The sequence below is a fragment of the Staphylococcus sp. 8AQ genome, assembly GCF_902506595.1.
Lineage (GTDB): Bacteria > Bacillota > Bacilli > Staphylococcales > Staphylococcaceae > Staphylococcus > Staphylococcus pasteuri.
Genome location: NZ_LR733871.1, coordinates 1,325,324 through 1,345,192, shown reverse-complemented (window position 1 = coordinate 1,345,192; position 19,869 = coordinate 1,325,324). Strand labels below are relative to the sequence as shown.

18 protein-coding genes and 9 tRNA genes are annotated in these 19,869 nt (G+C 30.4%); 26 read left to right on the top strand and 1 reads right to left on the bottom strand.

The genetic code is table 11. The annotated features are described in order from the left end of the window. Window positions 1–3: 3 nt before the first annotated feature. The 18 genes from GVY01_RS06565 (at window position 4) to fumC (ending at window position 9,182) form a co-directional block, all read left to right on the top strand. Window positions 4–87 (top strand) — tRNA-Tyr (locus GVY01_RS06565). A gap of 9 nt (window positions 88–96) precedes the next feature. Next, window positions 97–167, top strand: a tRNA-Trp gene (locus GVY01_RS06560). A 5-nt stretch (window positions 168–172) separates the two neighbouring features. Further along, window positions 173–245, top strand: a tRNA-His gene (locus GVY01_RS06555). A gap of 11 nt (window positions 246–256) precedes the next feature. Beyond that, window positions 257–328, top strand: a tRNA-Gln gene (locus GVY01_RS06550). Between the two features lie 5 nt (window positions 329–333). Further along, window positions 334–407 (top strand) — tRNA-Cys (locus GVY01_RS06545). A 12-nt stretch (window positions 408–419) separates the two neighbouring features. Then, window positions 420–494: transfer RNA gene (locus GVY01_RS06540), tRNA-Gly, on the top strand. A 13-nt stretch (window positions 495–507) separates the two neighbouring features. After that, window positions 508–582: transfer RNA gene (locus tag GVY01_RS06535), tRNA-Gly, on the top strand. Between the two features lie 13 nt (window positions 583–595). Further along, window positions 596–670 (top strand) — tRNA-Gly (locus GVY01_RS06530). Between the two features lie 36 nt (window positions 671–706). After that, a tRNA-Leu gene (locus GVY01_RS06525) sits at window positions 707–789 on the top strand. A 223-nt stretch (window positions 790–1,012) separates the two neighbouring features. Then, on the top strand, window positions 1,013–2,077 hold the full coding sequence (locus GVY01_RS06520) for a PTS transporter subunit IIC (RefSeq protein ID WP_017638024.1): 1,065 nt from the start codon (window positions 1,013–1,015) through the stop codon (window positions 2,075–2,077). Window positions 2,078–2,192: 115 nt separating this feature from the next. Next, window positions 2,193–3,653, top strand: coding sequence for an ABC transporter substrate-binding protein/permease (locus GVY01_RS06515; RefSeq protein WP_017638025.1), 1,461 nt, complete (start codon window positions 2,193–2,195; stop codon window positions 3,651–3,653). Beyond that, entirely contained in the window at window positions 3,646–4,368 is a 723-nt protein-coding gene (locus GVY01_RS06510) for an amino acid ABC transporter ATP-binding protein (RefSeq protein WP_017638026.1), read from the top strand. Before GVY01_RS06515 ends, GVY01_RS06510 begins: the two co-directional genes overlap by 8 nt. Window positions 4,369–4,510: 142 nt before the next feature. Continuing rightward, window positions 4,511–5,641: a tRNA epoxyqueuosine(34) reductase QueG gene (gene queG, locus GVY01_RS06505; RefSeq protein WP_017638027.1), complete on the top strand. Its 1,131-nt coding sequence runs from the start codon at window positions 4,511–4,513 to the stop codon at window positions 5,639–5,641. Then, complete coding sequence (gene trmL, locus GVY01_RS06500) at window positions 5,642–6,112, top strand: tRNA (uridine(34)/cytosine(34)/5-carboxymethylaminomethyluridine(34)-2'-O)-methyltransferase TrmL (protein ID WP_017638028.1); 471 nt, start codon at window positions 5,642–5,644, stop codon at window positions 6,110–6,112. It abuts the gene before it with no gap. Window positions 6,113–6,293: 181 nt separating this feature from the next. Beyond that, window positions 6,294–6,893, top strand: a complete 600-nt coding sequence (locus GVY01_RS06495) for a 6-phosphogluconolactonase (protein WP_017638029.1) — start codon at window positions 6,294–6,296, stop codon at window positions 6,891–6,893. Between the two features lie 27 nt (window positions 6,894–6,920). Beyond that, window positions 6,921–7,097 (top strand): SAS053 family DNA gyrase inhibitor, encoded by a 177-nt coding sequence (locus GVY01_RS06490; RefSeq protein WP_017638030.1) that lies wholly within the window; start codon window positions 6,921–6,923, stop codon window positions 7,095–7,097. A gap of 151 nt (window positions 7,098–7,248) precedes the next feature. Then, the gene (locus tag GVY01_RS06485) at window positions 7,249–7,641 is read left to right on the top strand and encodes a hypothetical protein (RefSeq protein ID WP_017638031.1); all 393 of its coding nucleotides are present in this window, start codon (window positions 7,249–7,251) and stop codon (window positions 7,639–7,641) included. A gap of 155 nt (window positions 7,642–7,796) precedes the next feature. Further along, on the top strand, window positions 7,797–9,182 hold the full coding sequence (gene fumC, locus GVY01_RS06480; protein ID WP_046466851.1) for a class II fumarate hydratase: 1,386 nt from the start codon (window positions 7,797–7,799) through the stop codon (window positions 9,180–9,182). Window positions 9,183–9,241: 59 nt separating this feature from the next. Here fumC and GVY01_RS06475 read toward each other — a convergent pair whose 3' ends face one another. After that, window positions 9,242–10,072: an RluA family pseudouridine synthase gene (locus GVY01_RS06475; RefSeq protein WP_017638033.1), complete on the bottom strand. Its 831-nt coding sequence runs from the start codon at window positions 10,070–10,072 to the stop codon at window positions 9,242–9,244. Between the two features lie 177 nt (window positions 10,073–10,249). On the opposite strand from GVY01_RS06475, the gene GVY01_RS06470 reads away from it, so the two are divergent. The 8 genes from GVY01_RS06470 to yhaM all read left to right on the top strand — a co-directional run bounded on the left by GVY01_RS06470 (window position 10,250) and on the right by yhaM (window position 19,801). After that, window positions 10,250–11,362 carry a GAF domain-containing sensor histidine kinase gene (locus tag GVY01_RS06470; protein WP_017638034.1) on the top strand — a complete coding sequence of 371 codons (1,113 nt, stop codon included), beginning with the start codon at window positions 10,250–10,252 and terminating at the stop codon, window positions 11,360–11,362. 20 nt (window positions 11,363–11,382) lie between these two features. After that, entirely contained in the window at window positions 11,383–12,006 is a 624-nt protein-coding gene (locus tag GVY01_RS06465) for a response regulator transcription factor (RefSeq protein ID WP_017638035.1), read from the top strand. A gap of 250 nt (window positions 12,007–12,256) precedes the next feature. Next, entirely contained in the window at window positions 12,257–12,721 is a 465-nt protein-coding gene (gene xdrA, locus GVY01_RS06460) for an XRE family transcriptional regulator XdrA (RefSeq protein ID WP_002452105.1), read from the top strand. 224 nt (window positions 12,722–12,945) lie between these two features. Next, window positions 12,946–14,076 carry a DUF445 domain-containing protein gene (locus tag GVY01_RS06455; RefSeq protein WP_017638036.1) on the top strand — a complete coding sequence of 377 codons (1,131 nt, stop codon included), beginning with the start codon at window positions 12,946–12,948 and terminating at the stop codon, window positions 14,074–14,076. Window positions 14,077–14,145: 69 nt separating this feature from the next. After that, a complete protein-coding gene (locus tag GVY01_RS06450) occupies window positions 14,146–14,490 on the top strand; it encodes a YlbF/YmcA family competence regulator (RefSeq protein ID WP_017638037.1) in 345 nt (114 codons plus the stop codon). A 250-nt stretch (window positions 14,491–14,740) separates the two neighbouring features. After that, entirely contained in the window at window positions 14,741–15,937 is a 1,197-nt protein-coding gene (locus GVY01_RS06445) for a metallophosphoesterase family protein (RefSeq protein WP_017638038.1), read from the top strand. Continuing rightward, the gene (locus GVY01_RS06440) at window positions 15,927–18,860 is read left to right on the top strand and encodes an ATP-binding protein (RefSeq protein WP_017638039.1); all 2,934 of its coding nucleotides are present in this window, start codon (window positions 15,927–15,929) and stop codon (window positions 18,858–18,860) included. The genes GVY01_RS06445 and GVY01_RS06440 overlap by 11 nt, the downstream gene beginning before the upstream one ends. Further along, window positions 18,860–19,801, top strand: coding sequence for a 3'-5' exoribonuclease YhaM (gene yhaM, locus GVY01_RS06435; RefSeq protein ID WP_017638040.1), 942 nt, complete (start codon window positions 18,860–18,862; stop codon window positions 19,799–19,801). The genes GVY01_RS06440 and yhaM overlap by 1 nt, the downstream gene beginning before the upstream one ends. Window positions 19,802–19,869: the final 68 nt, after the last annotated feature.

Genomic DNA, 19,869 nt, shown 5'->3' with positions numbered 1-19,869 from the left:
CTTGGAGGGGTAGCGAAGTGGCTAAACGCGGCGGACTGTAAATCCGCTCCTTCGGGTTCGGCAGTTCGAATCTGCCCCCCTCCACCATATTTAAATAGGGGCATAGTTCAACGGTAGAATAGAGGTCTCCAAAACCTTTGGTGTGGGTTCGATTCCTACTGCCCCTGTCATGGCGGTTGTGGCGAAGTGGTTAACGCATCGGATTGTGGTTCCGACATTCGAGGGTTCGATTCCCTTCAACCGCCCTTATTATTAATGGGCTATAGCCAAGCGGTAAGGCAACGGACTTTGACTCCGTCACGCGCTGGTTCGAATCCAGCTAGCCCAGTTATTGGCGGCATAGCCAAGTGGTAAGGCAGAGGTCTGCAAAACCTTTATCACCGGTTCAAATCCGGTTGCCGCCTCCAGGTTTATATTAAGCGGGAGTAGTTCAACTCTTAGAACACGTTCCTTCCCGGAACGAGGTATAGGTGCAAATCCTATCTTCCGCTCCAAATTTTATATTAAGCGGGAGTAGTTCAACTCTCAGAACACATTCCTTCCCGGAATGAGGTATAGGTGCAAGTCCTATCTTCCGCTCCAAATTTTATATTAAGCGGGAGTAGTTCAACTCTTAGAACACATTCCTTCCCGGAATGAGGTATAGGTGTAAGTCCTATCTTCCGCTCCAATTACTTCCAAGTGGGAAGTTTTTTCTTTATATTGAGCCGGCGTGGCGGAATTGGCAGACGCGCGGGACTCAAAATCCCGTTCCTTTTTGGAGTGTCGGTTCGATCCCGACCGCCGGTATTATATAAATACCTTATGTATTGTGAGTGAAAATGTTGTTCAACCAATGTTTTCACTCTTTTTTTATACTTTTAGATATTTTAAAGAATAGAGGAATAAATACTAATGATTTGAAGAATTTAAAACGTTTAAAAATATTGTCTTATCTTTGTTAAAAAGTGTGATTGTAGTAGAAAGAGTTTTATAATATGATAATTCTAACATTATTAATTGGAGGTCTATAATGAGTAATACTAGCTCGAAAATGGGTAGTAAAAGTTTTTTTAGTAATATTTTAAATGCAGTAGGGGCAGGAGTAGTCATTGCATTATTGCCAAATGCTTTACTTGGTGAATTGTTGAAATTTTTTAAAGATGGTAACGAGCTGCTTGAAAGTATTTTTAGACTTGTTACTGTAGTACAATCATTCATGGCTTTTATTGTTGGTGTACTTGCTGCGCATCAATTTAAATTTAATGGATCAGGAGCAGCGATAATAGGAGCTTCTGCTATGTTAGGGTCAGGGGCAATTGTTTTTGATGGTCAGACTATCATGTTAAAAGGTATTGGAGATATTATTAATATTATTTTAGTCGTGATTATAGCATGTTTTTTATATTTAATTCTTCAAGGTAAATTGGGATCTTTCGAAATGATTATTTTACCTGTTTTAATTCCGGTAGTCAGTGGAACAATAGGACTCATTACATTACCTTATGTTCAAATTATCACTCATACTATTGGTAAAGTTATTAATTCATTTACTGATTTGAATCCTTTAACTATGTCAATTTTAATAAGCGTAACTTTCTCTTTATTGATGGTAACACCTATTTCATTAGTAGCAATTGCCACTGCTATTAGTTTAACTGGTTTGGGAAGTGGTGCTGCTAATATGGGAATTGTAGCTGCATGCGTAACATTTTTATTTGGTTCATTAAGAATAAATTCTATTGGGGTTAATTTAGTATTATTAATTGGAGCAGCAAAAATGATGATTCCTGTTTATTTAAAACACTTAATTATTGCAGTACCATTGATAATTAACGGAATAGTGACTGGTATAACTGCGTATTTGATTGGAATTAAAGGGACGCCACTTTCAGCTGGATTTGGATATACAGGCTTAGTTGGACCTATTAATGCATTAAATCGTATGTCTGGTGACCAAATGACTAATATTATATTATTATTTGTTGGATACTTTATAGTTCCTTTCATAAGTGGATTTGTAGTCCATGAATTATGCAAAAAATTTATACACTCTTACAATGATGAAATATATAAATTTGAAATTCCAAAAGAATAAATTTGCTTAAAGTGTAGCCTAATGGCTATGCTTTTTTTATGTATTTAAAAATTTATATTGCATATTAATGTATAAATTTGTATAATAATGAATATTAAAAAGGAAGGATGCTTTAATGAAATATATTATTAAAGTATTTTTGGTATTTATAATCCTTGTAGGTTCATTATTGACAAATACTCAAAACAATACTCATGCTGAAGAAAACGACGAACATTGGAAAAAAATCAAAGAAAGTGGCGTATTGCGTGTTGGTCTATCAGCAGATTACGCACCAATGGAATTTGAAAAGAATATAAACGGTAAAACTGAATATGCTGGTGTTGATATTGAACTAGCCAAAAAGATAGCTAAAGATAATCATTTGAAATTAAAGATTATTAATATGCAATTTGATAGTTTACTAGGTGCATTAAAAACAGGAAAAATTGATATTATCATTTCAGGAATGACAACAACCCCTGAACGTGAAAAAGAAGTAAATTTTACAAAGCCTTATATGATGACTAATAATATTATGTTGGTTAAGAAAAAAGAAAAGAGTCATTTAAAAGATATTAACGATTTTAAAAATAAAAGAATTGCTGTCCAAAAGGGTACAGATCAAGAAAAAATAGCAAAAACAGAGATAGAAAATGCTGACGTGACTTCTTTAAATAAATTGCCTGAAACAATATTATCTGTCAAAAGCAATAAAGCAGATGGAGCTATTTTAGAAAAGCCGGTAGCAGAAGCATACATAAAACAAAATCCAGAACTTGCTTTTTCAGATGTGACATTTAATGAAGAAAAGAAACCCACTTGTATTGCGCTTCCTAAAAATTCTCCCATTTTATTAAAAAAGCTTAATCAAACTATCGATGAAGTCAATGATAAACATTTAATAGATCAATATATGACTCAAGCATCAAAAGATATGCAAGATGATGGTAATTTTTATACAAAATATAAAAGCTTTTTCATTAAAGGTATAAAAAATACGATTTTAATCTCAATTATTGGGGTAGTGTTAGGAGCTATTTTAGGAGCTTTTATTGCGCTTATGAAATTAAGCAAAATTAAACCTTTATCTTGGTTGGCATCAATTTACATTGAATTTTTAAGGGGAACACCACTATTAGTACAAGTTTTTATAGTATTTTTTGGTACTACCGCAGCACTTGGACTAGATATTTCTGCGTTAATTTGTGGAATCATTGCGTTAGTCATTAACGCTTCAGCATATATAGCAGAGATATTTCGTGCAGGTATTAATTCAATTGACAAAGGACAAACAGAAGCTGCTCGTAGTTTAGGCTTAAGTTACAATCAAACAATGAGATCTGTCATTATGCCTCAAGCAATTAAAAATATTCTACCTGCTCTTGGTAATGAATTTGTCACATTAATAAAAGAATCATCAATTGTATCTACAATTGGTGTAGGTGAAATAATGTTTAATGCTCAAGTTGTCCAAGGTATTTCATTTGATCCTTTCACACCATTATTAATAGCAGCAGGTATGTACTTTATTCTTACATTTACTTTATCACGAATCATGAATTTTATAGAGGGGAGAATGATGGCCAGTGATTAAAATTAAAAACTTAAATAAGAAATTTGGTAATAATGAAGTTTTAAAAGACATTAATTTAGAAATACAGCAAGGAGAAGTTGTAGCAATTATTGGACCCTCTGGTAGTGGTAAAAGTACATTACTGAGATGTATGAATTTACTAGAAATACCAACTAAAGGACAAGTTATTTTTGAAGGTAATGATTTAACGCATAAAGGTATACAATTAGACCAGTTACGCCAGAAAATAGGTATGGTATTCCAAAATTTTAATTTATTTCCACATAAAAAGGTTAAAGATAATATCATATTAGCTCCAAAACTTTTAAAAAAGAGAGAGTTAAATAAGTTGAATAATCAAGCTTTGGAATTACTTGAAAAAGTGGGTTTAAAAGAAAAAGCCGAAGTATATCCAAGTCAGTTGTCAGGCGGACAAAATCAAAGAGTTGCTATTGCACGTGCATTAGCAATGCAACCGGATGTTATGCTATTTGATGAACCTACCTCAGCCCTAGATCCAGAAGTTGTTGGTGATGTATTAAAAGTAATGAAAGATCTAGCTAAAGAAGGTATGACTATGGTTGTGGTTACACATGAAATGGGATTCGCTAAAGAGGTAAGTGATAAAGTAATATTTATGGCTGACGGAGTGGTAGTAGAATCTGGTAAACCCAACGAACTATTTGAACACCCACAAAATGAAAGAACTCAAAATTTCTTAGCAAGAGTTTTATAACTATATGAAAAATAATATATAATTTGTCAATAAACAAGTGAACATTTTGTGTGTTTGCTTGTTTTTTAAATCTGATACATACATCATTAATTACTGATATGTTAGAATAACAAGAGTATATTTTTATTGTGGGGGCAAAATTTTGGATGTAAAGCAGTTAAAACAAGATATCATTGATTATGCGCATACTATTGGTATCGACAGTATAGGTTTTACTACTGCCGATCCTTTTGACGAATTAAAACAAAAACTAGAAGACTATCATGCTAAGGGATATGCATCTGGTTTTGAAGAGTCTGACATTGCACTAAGGACTGAACCCAAATTAAGTTTACCAACTGCAAGATCCATTATTGCAATTGCTGTAGGCTATCCAAATAAACTTAAAGGTGCACCTAAAAGTGTTCGTGGTGATAGACGTGGTATGTTTGCAAGAGCTTCTTGGGGACAAGACTACCATACAATTATGAGAAAGCGACTCGATCAACTAAGTGAGTATATAAGATCAGTTGTTCCAGATGTTGAGATTCAATCTATGGTAGATACTGGTGTATTATCTGATAGAGCGGTTGCAGAACGAGCTGGTTTAGGATTTGTAGGACGAAATGGATTTGTAATTAATCCAGATTTAGGTACGTGGACTTATTTAGGAGAAATGCTTGTTAGTATTCCATTTGAACCTGATGATCCATTAATTGATAGTTGTGGTGACTGTACTATTTGTGTTGATAGATGTCCCACTGGAGCATTAGTAGGTAATGGTCAATTAAATAGTCAAAAATGTATTAGCTTCTTAACGCAAACAAAAGGGTATTTAGATGATCAATATAGATATAAAATAGGTAATCGTTTATATGGTTGCGATACGTGCCAACAAATATGTCCAAAAAATAAAGGAATCAATACTCAACATGATGATATAGTTTTAGAACCAGAAATATTGAAACCTCGATTAATACCGTTATTACAAATGAGTAATAAAGAATTTAAAGCAACCTATGGACATTTAGCAGGTGCTTGGAGAGGAAAAAAACCAATTCAACGTAATGCTATTTTAGCTTTAGCACATTTTAATGAAGAAAGTGCTATACCTGAGTTAAAAGAAGTAGCATTAAATGATCCAAGACCAATGATAAGAGGAACAGCATTTTGGGCAATTGGACAAATTGATGGTGAAAATGCACGTGAATTTATTCAAACACATTATCATGATGAATTAGAAGAAGTCCAAGTTGAAATGAAGAAAGGCTTGGAAATGAGGAGAGAAAAATAAATGACAAATCACATTGTTTTATTTCAACCTGAAATACCTGCCAATACTGGCAATATTGCTAGAACGTGTGCAGGTACCAATACACATTTACATTTAATTAAACCTTTAGGGTTTAGTACTGACGATAAAATGTTAAAAAGAGCAGGATTAGATTATTGGGAACATGTTAATATTACATACCATGAAAATATAGAATCATTTTTTGATGAAACTGAAGGAGATTATTATTTACTTACTAAATTTGGTAAACAAACATATAGTGATTTTGATTTTTCAGATACAAGTCACGATCATTACTTTATTTTCGGAAGAGAAACAACTGGGTTACCGGATTGGGTTAAAGAAAAATATCAAGAAACAGCATTACGTATACCTATGAGTGATAAAATTAGATCATTAAATCTTTCTAACACGGCAGCATTACTTATTTATGAAGCTTTAAGACAACAATCTTTCCCTGATTTATCTTAAAAAATGATAGATTAAGTTCAAAGTAGATGAAGGATATTATATCAACATGTTATATTTATTGATGAGAAAATAATATTCAATAAACATAGGTTAGTTTAACCTAAATATAATAAGGGTATAAATGAATTAATATTAACCATACTATTCTATGTATAGCAAACTAAGAGGAGTGTATTTTAAAATGGCAATGAACTTTAAAGTATTCGAAGATAAACAAAGAGTAGCTGAATATACAGCAGACATTTTGAGAAAACAGTTTAACAACAATCCTATGACTATCGCTGGTGTTCACTTAACTAAAGACCATGCACCTGTATTAGATGAACTTAAAAAGAACGTTGAGTTACATGCAGTTGATTTTAGTCAAATTAACATTTTAGATTATGATGAAAATAAATCATACTATGAAGCTTTAGGCGTACCTCAAAGCCAAATTTATTCATTATCTTATAATCAAGATGCTAATGAATTTATTTCTGATAAAATTAAAACAAAAGAAAATAAAGGTAAATTAGTGTTACAAGTAGTTTCTATTGATGAGAATGGCAACCTTGATGTAAGCGTAAGACAAGGATTATTAGAAGCGCGTGAAATTTTCTTAGTTGTTACTGGTAGCAATAAACGCGAAGTAGTTGAAAAATTATATAATGAAAATGGTAAGTCTAATTATGAACCAGCAGATTTAAAAGCTCATCGCATGGTTAACGTTATTTTAGATAAAGAAGCAGCGGCTGGATTACCTGAAGATGTTAAAGAATACTTCACTGCTCGCTTTGCTTAATTACTAAGTGAAAAAGAGGTTCTATGTATGACACAAAATAAAGATTCTAAAACTAATTATCATGAAGAAGAAAATGCTATGGTAACTGATTTAGATGATTTAAAAGATTTAGGTAAAGAAATGGAACAAATTTCTGAGGAAAATGATGAAGATAAATTAAACCAATCACATGATTCAGATGTTCGTTCTGATTTAGAAGAATAATCATTAATCAAGCGCTTGTATTAGCATAGTCTACTACAAGCGCTTTTATTAATTGTATGATATTTTTACAATTTGTATTTCAAAAATGCATAAAATATCTACTTATATTATGATATGATATTGAATAGTCATATATATAAGGAGAACGTGTATGTTAGGAAAGTATTGGAAACATTTAATGATAGCTACGGTCATTATAAGTTTAATATCAATTAAAGCATTTCCATTAGCACTTGGCGCATTATATTTACCATTATTATTCAAAATCGTGCAATTGCAATTGAATCTTTCAAATGGCTTAATTGATGATGTCAATGCGCAAACTTTTATTAAGAGTAATCAATCTGGAATCATTATAAGTGTAATTTGTTGTTTAGCTATAACTGGAATTTTATACTACACATTAAATGATTTTTATAATGGTTTAACAGGCTTCTTGAGAATTTTAATTCAAATAAGTCCAGTTACAGTTATTTTAAGTGCGATATTGTATATTTTAACTGCAATTGCTACTGTTCAAGCAACAAAACAAAAATTTCAATAAAAAATAATAGAGTCTAGTTTCAACAGTTAAATAAAATTGTTGAAGCTAGATTTTTTTGTAAAATTTTATTATGTAAACGGTTTAGTTCTAAATTGATAAGGTAATTTAAATAGTGATATACTGGTATCAAACAATATAAATAAGGGGAGAATAAAATGTCAGTACGTATTGAACATGATACATTTGGAGAAATTGAAGTACCTGCAGATAAATATTGGGGTGCGCAAACAGAAAGAAGTAAACGTAATTTCCCAGTAGGTAAAGAAAAAATGCCTATTGAAGTAGTTTATGGTTTTGCACAATTAAAAAGAGGTGCTGCATTAGCTAATAATGAATTAGGTAAACTTAGTGATGCTAAAAAAGACGCAATCGTATATGCATGCGATAAAATTTTAAATGGTGAGTTGGACGAACACTTTCCATTAGTAGTATGGCAAACAGGAAGCGGTACTCAAAGTAATATGAACGTTAACGAAGTCGTAAGTTATGTAGCTAATGAATATTTAAAAGAACATAATAGCGATGAATCAATTCATCCTAATGACGATGTTAATAAATCACAAAGTTCTAATGATACATTTCCAACTGCAATGCATGTCGCTTTGTATCACGAAGTTGAAACTAAATTAGAACCTGCATTAAAAAATTTACGTCAAACATTCAAACAAAAAGAAGATGAATTTGAATCTATCATAAAAATCGGACGTACACATTTACAAGATGCTACACCAATTAAATTAGGCCAAGAAATTAGCGGTTGGAGATACATGTTAGATAAATGTGAAACATTACTAAGTGAATCTAAAAAACATATATTAAACTTAGCTATTGGTGGTACAGCAGTAGGTACAGGAATTAATGCACATCCAGAATTTGGAGATAAAGTTGCTAAATTTATTTCAAAAAATACTGGTTATGAATTCGTATCTTCTGAAAATAAATTCCATGCTTTAACAGCACACGATGAAGTTGTCCAATTACATGGAACACTTAAAGCATTAGCAGCAGATTTAATGAAAATAGCTAATGACGTTAGATGGTTAGCTTCAGGTCCAAGAGCTGGTTTAGCTGAAATTTCTATACCAGAAAACGAACCAGGTTCTTCAATTATGCCGGGTAAAGTTAATCCAACACAATGTGAAATGTTAACTATGGTAGCTGTTCAAGTCATGGGTAATGATACTGCAGTCGGAATTGCAAGTTCTCAAGGTAACTTTGAATTAAATGTATTTAAACCGGTTATTTTACACAATACTTTACAATCAATTTATTTACTTGCAGATGGTATGCAAACATTTAATGATAATTGTGCAGTTGGAATTGAACCTATAGAAGAAAACATCAATAATTATTTAAATCAATCATTAATGTTAGTTACTGCATTAAATCCTCATATCGGTTATGAAAAAGCAGCTCAAATTGCTAAAAAAGCACATAAAGAAGGATTAACGCTTAAAGAATCAGCAATTCAGTCAGGCCATGTAACTGAAGAACAATTTGAAGAATGGATTAAACCAGAAGATATGGTAGATCCACATTAGAGGTATAAAAATTTCAAAAAGCTAGGTTGAATTATATTAATAATCAACCTAGCTTTTATTTATGAGATATCGTCATCTAAACTAACTGAAATGAATTCCTTAGTAAAAGGATGTTGCAGCTCAATTTTGTAGCTGTGTAATTCCAATTGTCTTAAAGTTGAATCACCATATAATGGATCACCAATAACAGGATGTCCAATTTCAGCCAAATGAACACGAATTTGATGAGTTCGACCAGTATCTAATTTAATTTCTAATTCACAAACATTTTCTTTAATCATATTTGATGAAAGTATATGAGTAATAGCACGTTGTCCAGTATTAGAAATACGTTTCTTATTTGGATGGAATTTGTCTTTACCGATTGGTTTATCGATAGTTTGTGGTTTAACTGGTAATAACGCTTTAACATGCGCTTTATAAATTCGTGTGATTTGATTTTCTTCAAGCATTCTATCTAGTATTTTCTTCATTATAGGATTTTTAGCTACAATTAATAAACCAACCGTTTCTTGGTCCAATCTATGAATAGGTTCAACATATTCGCTGTCAATCGTATATATAACATGATTCATTAATGTATTACTTTCTTTTAAGTCATTAGGATGTGTTTTGACACCTTTAGGTTTTAGGACGATTGCAAAATCATCATTTTCATAAAAAACTTGTGCATAACGATAACTAGGTAAATAATTACTTTTCTCATCAGGCGTAGGTATAAATATATGATCACCTGTATGTATTTTATTAGATAATTGGCTAGCTTCGTCATTAATAGTGATTTCTTTAGACATATTTAATAAATGTAAGTCCTTCTTAGGTAACTTCAAATCTTGGAAAATCTCTCTCAATGTATATTGATCATAATTTTCAGGTATTGTAAATTTCATAAAATCCTCCTATAGTTACTATTTATCATATCACAAAATATATGACAGCAATATAAAATTAATTGAAATCAGAGTCCTTTAACTAATTGATAATTTAAAGAATTTGGTGATATGTTTGTTTATATAAACTTAAACGCTATAATAGAATAGATATATAAATTAAAATCGGAGGTAACTATGGAAAAACCAACACGTTTAGCACTCCTTAAAGAAATTGCTGAATTTTTAAATGAAGAAACAGAAGTGTATAGTATGATGCAAGGAGCAATTCAATATTTAATTGAGGGCAGCGATTTTACAACGGGTTGGATTTTCTTTATTGATGAAGCGGGTAATCACGAATTAGTATCGAGCATAAATTTACCTGGAGCATTAACAAATAATCAATGTCATTATATGACAAATGGTTCATGTTGGTGTGTGAGATCATATCATAATGGAAAATTAACAAAAGCATCTAATATTATTAATTGTTCTAGAATTAATTTAGCGAATCGTGCACACCATGAAGAAACAGATGGTATCACACATCATGCGACTGTACCATTAAGATCTGGGGAAGAACAATTTGGTTTATTAAACGTTGCGACACCACATAAAGTTCGTTACAACGAAGAAGATTTAGCATTACTAGAATCTGTTGCTTTTCAAATAGGCTCAGCAATAAAACGGATTATGCTTACTGATAGAGAGAAAGAAAATGCTCGAATAAATGAAAGAAATAGATTAGCTCGAGATTTACATGATTCGGTAAATCAAATGTTATTTTCATTAAAATTAACTGCCCATGCAGCTTATGAGATATCAAATGAAGAAATATCTAAAAAAGCGTTTAAAACGATTGAAGAAACGAGTCAAAATGCCGTAAATGAAATGCGTGCCCTCATATGGCAATTAAAACCGGTCGGATTAGAACAAGGTATGTTACAAGCTTTGAATCAATATAGTAATGTACTACAACTTAATTTAACTGTACATGTGGACGGATTAGTAGATGTATCTAATCTAGTAGAGGAAAATGTATATCGCATGGTACAGGAATGCTTAAATAATGTAAGAAAACATGCTAATACTAAAGATGTCGAATTAATATTAAAACAAACTAAAGAAACGCTTATTGTAATTGTTCAAGATGAAGGCAAAGGCTTTGATAATAATCATCAATCCAAAGACAATTCAAATGGTCTTAAGCATCTTCAACAACGAACTGATTTATTAAAAGGACAATTACAAATAGAATCAAAAATAAATAAAGGTACGCGTATTAAAATTGAAATACCTTTGAACTAAGTTTTTAAGGGAGTATAACTATGCATAAAATTATATTAGTTGATGATCATCATATTGTGAGACAAGGTTTAGAATTTTTATTATCTACTGTAGATGATATTGAAGTAATTCAAGGATTTGCTGAAGGAAAATCATTTATACATTATTTAGAGAAAAATGAATTACCAGATATCGTTTTACTAGATTTAGTAATGCCTGATATGAATGGTATTGAAATTACAGAATATTTAAAGAAACATTATCCCAATATTAAAATTTTAGTGTTAACAAGCTATGTAGATGATGAACACGTGATATCAGCATTAGAAAAAGGTGCGGATGGTTATGAAATGAAGGATGTAGAACCTCAGAAACTTATTGAAACAATTCATAAAGTGCTTGACGGAGAAAAAATCATTCATCTCAATGCTAAACGTGTCATCGATACTATGAGTACAAAACCACATTTTACTAATAAGTTATCTAAGAGGGAAACTGAAGTATTAAAAGAAATGGTCAAAGGAAAAACAAATAAAGAAATCGCGAATACATTGTTTGTATCAGAAAAGACTATAAAAACCCATGTTAGTCACATATTTAGTAAATTACAAGTGAGCGATCGTACACAAGCAGCAATATATGCTATGGAAAATAAATTGATTTAATAAATGTAGTTTTAACCACTAAAAATCAAGCTCAATTTTTAATGTAAAAATAACTTTCTAACTATCAATAATGTTAAAAGTTTAATTATTTTGATAATTTTGCCTTTAATAAAAATACCGATAAAACAAAATTGACTCTTTTATTTTCTTTAAAAATATATTAAGATGTAATTTGTGTTTCAAGAAATGTGTATAATTGCAATTTCTTGTGTCCGGATATAAATTCTTTTCAAGAAAGGTAGATAATAGAATGGATAGACAGAGTTTTACAGATTTAATTCAAACAAAATTTAAAATGGTTCGTATAGAAGCAGGATATACACAAGATACAATGGCTCAAACAATTGGACTATCAAAGAAAACATTAGTTCAAATAGAAAAAGAACGCGTATTACCTAATTGGACAACATGTGTTTCTATTTGTGCTTTGTTTAGAGATTCTGATGTATTGAATAGTACATTTGGTTGTGATCCTTTAGAAATCGTACAAACTATTTCTAGAAACCACTGTGCTTACCCAAATCACTCAACTACTAGTGATATTTATTGGAATACAATCGAAACTAGAAGCGGTTATATTCTACAAAGTAATAAAGTAAGCAATATTTATCGTGTGTTAAATCCTGAAAAACAACCTATTTTTGGTACTTCAAAAATGAGAGAAGCAGAAACTTATTTCAATAGAAATGCTAAAGAAGAGTTAGTTCATATTTAATTTCTGTAAAAGTGACAGTAGAATCTTAAAACGATTTAATCACTTTTAAATAGTTAGAAGATGTTTTAGTTATTCGTTATACATATTAGCCTAGGTCATCGATTATGAAGACTTAGGCTTTTATTTATATAACCTGTAAGTTTTTAATAATTTTAATTATCTCTAATTAAATCAGTAACATGCTATAATGAATCATGATTTTCAAAAAGAAGGGAGTCTTTGTCATGCATGCTTTATTTATCATCTTATTTATGATGGTAGTCGGTGCTATTATTGGTGGTATAACTAATGTGATTGCAATAAAAATGTTGTTTCATCCATTTAATCCATATTATATTTTTAAAATGCGTATTCCATTCACACCTGGTTTAATTCCAAAAAGAAGAGATGAAATTGCTAATAAAATTGGGCAAGTCATAGAAGAACATTTACTCACTGAGGAGCTTATCAGACAAAAGTTGAATGATGGACAAGCTAAAGATGCGATAAATGAAATGATTATGAATCAATTAACTCAATTGAAGTCTGATGATATGACTATTTATAATATTGCTAATAAATTTGATTTTAATATAGATGATGTCATCGATCATCAAATGCCAGCCAAAGTAGAAAAGATACTGAATCAATATTATGAATCCAATCAGCAAAAAGCTATCAAAGATATCGTGCCCCAAGAATTAATTAATCTTGTTGATGAGAGGTTAGATGAAGTAGGGGATTTAATTTGTGACCGTGCACGTGTTTATTTATCATCACCTAAAGGAACTCGTGATATAAATGAAATGTTAGATACTTTCTTTAATGAAAAAGGTAAGATAATAGGCTTATTACAAATGTTCATGACACGAGAAAGTATTGCTGATCGTATTCAACAAGAATTAATTCGTTTGACAAGACATCCAAAAGCTAAAATCATTATTGAGCAAATTATAAAAAATGAAGTTGAAACATTCAAAAATAAACGATTAGGTGAGTTAGTAGCAAATCATCAATTTAAACAAATGGCAACAACAACCTCTACATTAATCATCACACATTTCAATTTGCATGATAAAGCAAGACAACCAATAAATAACTTGGCACCTCAATTCATTAAATATATAGAAAATGAATTGTCAGGTAAACTCACTATGATAATTATCGACCAGTTATCAAGTAACTTATCAACTATCATGCGTAAAATTAATTTAAGACAACTTATAGAAGATCAGATTAATACGTTTGATTTAGACTATATTGAAAAAATTATTATAGATATAGCTAATAAAGAGTTAAAATTAATTATGTCTCTAGGATTCATACTTGGAGGAATAATAGGTATATTCCAAGGAATAGTCGCAATCTTTGTCTAACTAAATAATATGTGTTACATTATTGAAGAGTGTTAAAACACAAATTAACTCAAAGGAGTGCAATTAACAATGGCAGTAAATTTATATGATTATGCAAACCAATTAGAACAAGCATTAAGAGATAGTGATGAATACAAAGCTATCAAAGATGCTTACGCTAAAGTAAAAGATAATGAAGAATCAAAAAAATTATTTGATGAATTCCGTGAAACTCAAATGAGCTTCCAACAAAAACAAATGCAAGGTGAAGAAATTCCTGAGGAAGACTTACAAAAAGCTCAAGAACAAGCTCAAGCAATCGAAAAAGATGAAAACATTTCAGCTTTAATGCAAGCTGAGCAAAAAATGAGCCAAGTATTCCAAGAAATCAATCAAATCATCGTTAAACCATTAGATGAAATTTACGCTGACTAATTAATCGCGTAATGATTTATACTAGCTACAGTACTGAGATAAAGTACTGTAGCTTATTTTTATGTAATTTATTAATAACGTGGTTCTGCATCGACTGTAGCGTTTCACATATGGTAAAATGAGTAGATATAAAGGAAAATTATAAATAGTTATAACTTAATAATTAAAAAGATAATTCGTTTTTATAACTTTAACTACATTTTTTAATTAATGCAGTTATAAAGTGTCTTAAATAAGGAGAATAAAGCTTATGGTCAAATTTATACATTGTGCGGATTTACATTTAGACAGTCCTTTTAAATCTAAAAGCCATTTAAGTCCTAAGATTTTTGAGGATGTACAAAAAAGCGCATATGAAAGTTTCCAACAAATTGTTGACTTAGCACTACAAGAAGAAGTGGACTTTATTATTATTGCTGGAGATTTATTTGATAAAGAAAATCGTACATTACGAGCAGAAGTATTTTTAAAAGAACAATTTGAACGTTTACAAAAAGAACAAATTTTTGTCTATATTTGTCATGGTAATCATGATCCATTATCTACTAAAATTTCATCAAATTGGCCTAAAAATGTTTCGGTATTCTCAAATCAAGTAGAAACATATCAAGCAATTACTAAAGATGGAGAAACAATCTTTATCCATGGTTTTAGTTACCAAAATGAGGCAAGCTATGAAAATAAAATTGATAGTTTCCCATCAAGTCAAGGTCAGCAAGGAATACATATAGGTGTACTTCATGGAACTTATAGTAAATCATCAGTTAAAGATAGATATACTGAATTTAGATTAGAAGATTTAAATAATAAACTATATCACTATTGGGCGTTAGGTCATATTCATGAACGCCAACAGTTAAGTGATATGCCTGTAATTAATTATCCTGGTAATATTCAAGGAAGACATTTTAATGAAAAAGGTGAAAAAGGTTGTCTACTTATACAAGGGGACAATTTAAAACTAAAAACTAAATTTTATCCGACACAATATATCAAATTTGAAGAAGCTACAATTGAAACGACACAAACTACAAAGCAAGGGTTATATGAAGCAATACAATCTTTTAAAGATAAAGTACGCGATGAAGGTAAAGCATTCTATAGATTAAATGTTGTTATCAAGAGTGAAACGATGTTATCCCCTCAAGATGTATTACAAGTTGAAGAAATGATTTCAGACTATGAAGAACATGAAAAAGACTTTGTCTTTATTGAAGATTTGAACATCCAATATGCAACAAATGATGAACCTCCATTAGTCAAAGAGTTTTCAAAAGACCTATTAGATGACAGTTCTGTTTTTGATAAAGCTATGTCTGATTTATATTTAAATCCACGAGCATCTAAATATTTAGATGACTATACTTCATTTGATAAAACTGAATTAGTTAATCATGCTGAAGATTTATTAAAGGCAGACATGAGAGGTGAACATAATGATAATTAAATCACTTGAAATATATGGATATGGACAATTTGTTCAACGTACAATTGAGTTTAATCAGTCATTTACTGAAATTTTTGGTGATAATGAAACTGGGAAATCTACAATTCAAGCATTTATACATTCAATTTTATTTGGTTTTCCTACTAAAAAGTCTAAAGAACCTCGTTTAGAGCCTAGATTAGGTAATCAATATGGCGGTAAACTGAAGCTTCAGTTAGATGATAATAGTATCGTTGAAGTTGAACGTATTAAAGGAAGCGCCCAAGGTGACGTTAAAGTTTATCTAGAAGATGGTACAGTTAGAGATGAAGAATGGCTTCAAAAGAAATTGAATTATATTTCTAAGAAAACGTATCAAGGTATCTTCTCTTTTGACGTTTTAGGCTTACAAGATATTCATCGCAATTTAGATGAAAAACAATTACAAGATTATTTGTTAGAAGCGGGTGCGTTAGGCTCAACTGAATTTACAAGTATGAGAGATACAATCAGCTTAAAAAAAGACGAATTTTATAAAAAATCTGGTAAAAATCCAATTATCAATCAACAAGTCGAACAATTGAAACAATTAGAAGCACAAATACGTGAAGAAGAAGCAAAGTTAGATACTTATCATAGATTAGTAGATGAAAAAGATAAGTCATCTCGAAGACTTGATAATCTAAAACAAAACTTAAATCAACTCTCTAAAATGCATGAAGCTAAGCAGAAAGAAGTAGCTTTACATGATCAAACTCAAGAATGGAAACAACTTGAACAAGCACTTAATATAGAACCATTACATTTTCCTGAAAAAGGTATCGATCGTTATGAAACTGCTAAAGCTCATAAACAATCCTTAGTAAGAGATATTGATTTAAGAGAACAACAATTATCACAAATTGAACAAGAAAATCAATCACTTCAACCGGTAAAACAATCTGATATTGATGCGTTTAATAGTTTATATCAACAAGAAAATGAGATTAAACAAAAAGAGTATGAATTAAGATCTATTGAAAAAGAAATTTCTGATAAACAACGTGATAAAGAAAGTATGCAGTCAAATATTGGGTGGAATGAAACGCATCACCAAGTAGATAGTTCCGAAGCTATGAAGAGTCACATTAGTGACCAAGTGAAGGATAAGCAAGAACAAGTTGCATATATTCAACAATTAGAAAGAAGTCTTGAAGATAATAAAATAGATCAGAGTGCGAATACTAATGAACTTGAACAATTAGAAAGTCAACTTGTTCCCGAAGAAACATTCGAGAAGAAAAAAGAACATAAACAACAAATCGTTGAATTAAACGAAAAAGAAAACTTATATGAAAAATTAAAAGAGACATTTGAACTCGAACAAGAAAGAAAAAATAAACGCCAGAATATATTACGATGGGCTTTTATTTTATTAGCTATTGTAGGTGCAGCGTTAACTGTCTTTGCATTTATTTCTCAAAATATGTTGTTTGGTATTATTTTTGCAATCTTAACAGTAGTATTTATCGTAGGTATTTTCTTAGTGAAATCTAAAGAAGTTGATTATAGCGAAACAATTACTCAAGAAATTGATGATTTAGAAAATCAATTACAAGAATTGGAAAAAGATTATAATTTAGACTTCGATTTAGATGAACAATTTCGTATTCGTGACCATTGGCAACACGCTTTGAAAAATAAAGACGTTTTAGCTGAGAAGTCAAGCTATATAGAAAGTTCATTATCTAAAGCACAACAACGTTTAGAAGAAATCAATAATAGTATTGAAGTAGCTAAACAAGAGTTACATTTATCACCTAAAATATCAGATAATCTTATTGTTGAAAGTATTAGCACAATGAGTCAAATTAAGTCAAATGACCAATATTTAGATGATCTTAATAGCAAACGACATCAACTAGTAAATGATATAGAAGCTTTCTACAATCATGCTGAAGCAGTAACTCAATCTCAATTTACTTATTTCAATAAGATGTCATTCTTCCATGATGTCAAACAATGGTTAAAAAATGCAGAAGAAAATAATGAGAAATGGTATAAAAATAGTGAACAGAGCAAATTACTTAAAAATGAATTAACTCAATTACGTTCACATTTAGATGAAAGTAATAATACGATTAAAGAATTATTTAATCATATAAATGTTTCAAATGAAGAAGCTTTTTATCAACATCATGAAAATTACCAAACTTATACAAATCAAATGACACGTTTTAACGATTTAACTAAATATCTAGAAAATCAAAATTATTCTTATGAATCTAGTTCACAACTAAGTGAAAAAACTAGCGCACAATTAAACGAAGAAAATCAACTTTTAGCGCAACAAGTAGATCAATATAATGAACAATATCTTGATATGCAAGCTGAAGTTAGTGATTTAAATGCGCAAATTAATAATATGGAAACAGATACGACACTAACTAATTTACGTCATGAATATCATAGCTTGAAAAATAGAATGAATGATATTGCTAAAGATTGGGCAAGTTTAAGCTACTTACAAAGTTTAGTAGATGAGCATATTAAACAAATTAAAGATAAACGTTTGCCACAAGTCATCAATGAAGCGATTATTATTTTCAAAAATCTTACTAATCATGCTTATACAAATATTTATTACTCAGAAGAGGCAATTCAAGTGAAACATGAAAATGGCCAAATTTTCCAACCAGTAGAACTAAGTCAATCTACAAAAGAATTATTATATGTTGCACTTAGAATAAGTTTAATCAAAGTTTTAAAACCATATTATCCATTCCCAATTATAGTGGACGATGCATTTGTACATTTTGATAAAGCACGTAAAGAAAGAATGTTGAACTATTTAAGAGAATTATCTCAAGATTATCAAGTCTTATACTTTACATGTACAAATGATAATATCATTCCAAATAAAGAAATGATTACTTTAAATAAATTTGAGAAAGGCGGGAAATAATGAGAAATGTAGAAAAATTAAATCCCGGTGATTCGGTTAATCACTTCTTTTTAATTCATAGAGCAACGCAAGGTGTAACAGCTCAAGGTAAAGATTATATGACACTGTTCTTGCAAGATAAGAGTGGGGACATTGAAGCTAAATTATGGACTGCGACTAAAGAAGACATGCAAACATTAAAACCTGAAGAAATAGTGCATGTTAAAGGTGATGTTATTAATTATCGTGGTCGTAAACAAATGAAAGTAAATCAAATAAGACTAGCCACGCCTGAAGAAAATATGAATACACAAGATTTTGTTGATGGCGCACCAATGACACCAGCAGAAATTCAAGAAGCTCTTTCTCATTATATGCTTGATATTGAGAATGCCAGTTTACAACGCATAACAAGACATTTAATTAAAAAATATCAAGAAAGCTTCTTTACGTATCCGGCAGCAAGTTCCCATCATCATAATTTTGCTAGTGGTTTAAGTTATCATGTCTTAACGATGTTACGTGTTGCTAAATCGATATGCGATATTTATCCATTATTAAATAGAAGTCTTTTATATAGTGCTATTATTTTACATGATTTAGGAAAAGTAAAAGAGCTTAGTGGACCAGTAGCAACTACTTATACTGTAGAAGGAAACTTATTAGGCCATATTTCTATTGCAAGTGATGAAGTAGCTGAAGCAGCTAAAGAGCTTGGTATTGATGGAGAAGAGGTAATGTTGCTTAGACATATGATTCTTGCTCATCATGGTAAATTAGAATTTGGATCACCTAAAATGCCTCATTTGAAAGAGGCTGAGATTTTATTTTTCATAGATAATATTGATGCTAAAATGAATATGTTTGAAAAAGCATTTAAGAAAACTGAAAAAGGTCAATTTACAGAACGAATTTTTGGACTTGAAAATAGACAATTTTACAATCCAACACAATTAGATTAGAAGTTCAGAAAAGGTGATATAGCTCAATGAAGAGCTACATCACCTTTTTAAATTATAAATATTTGTTA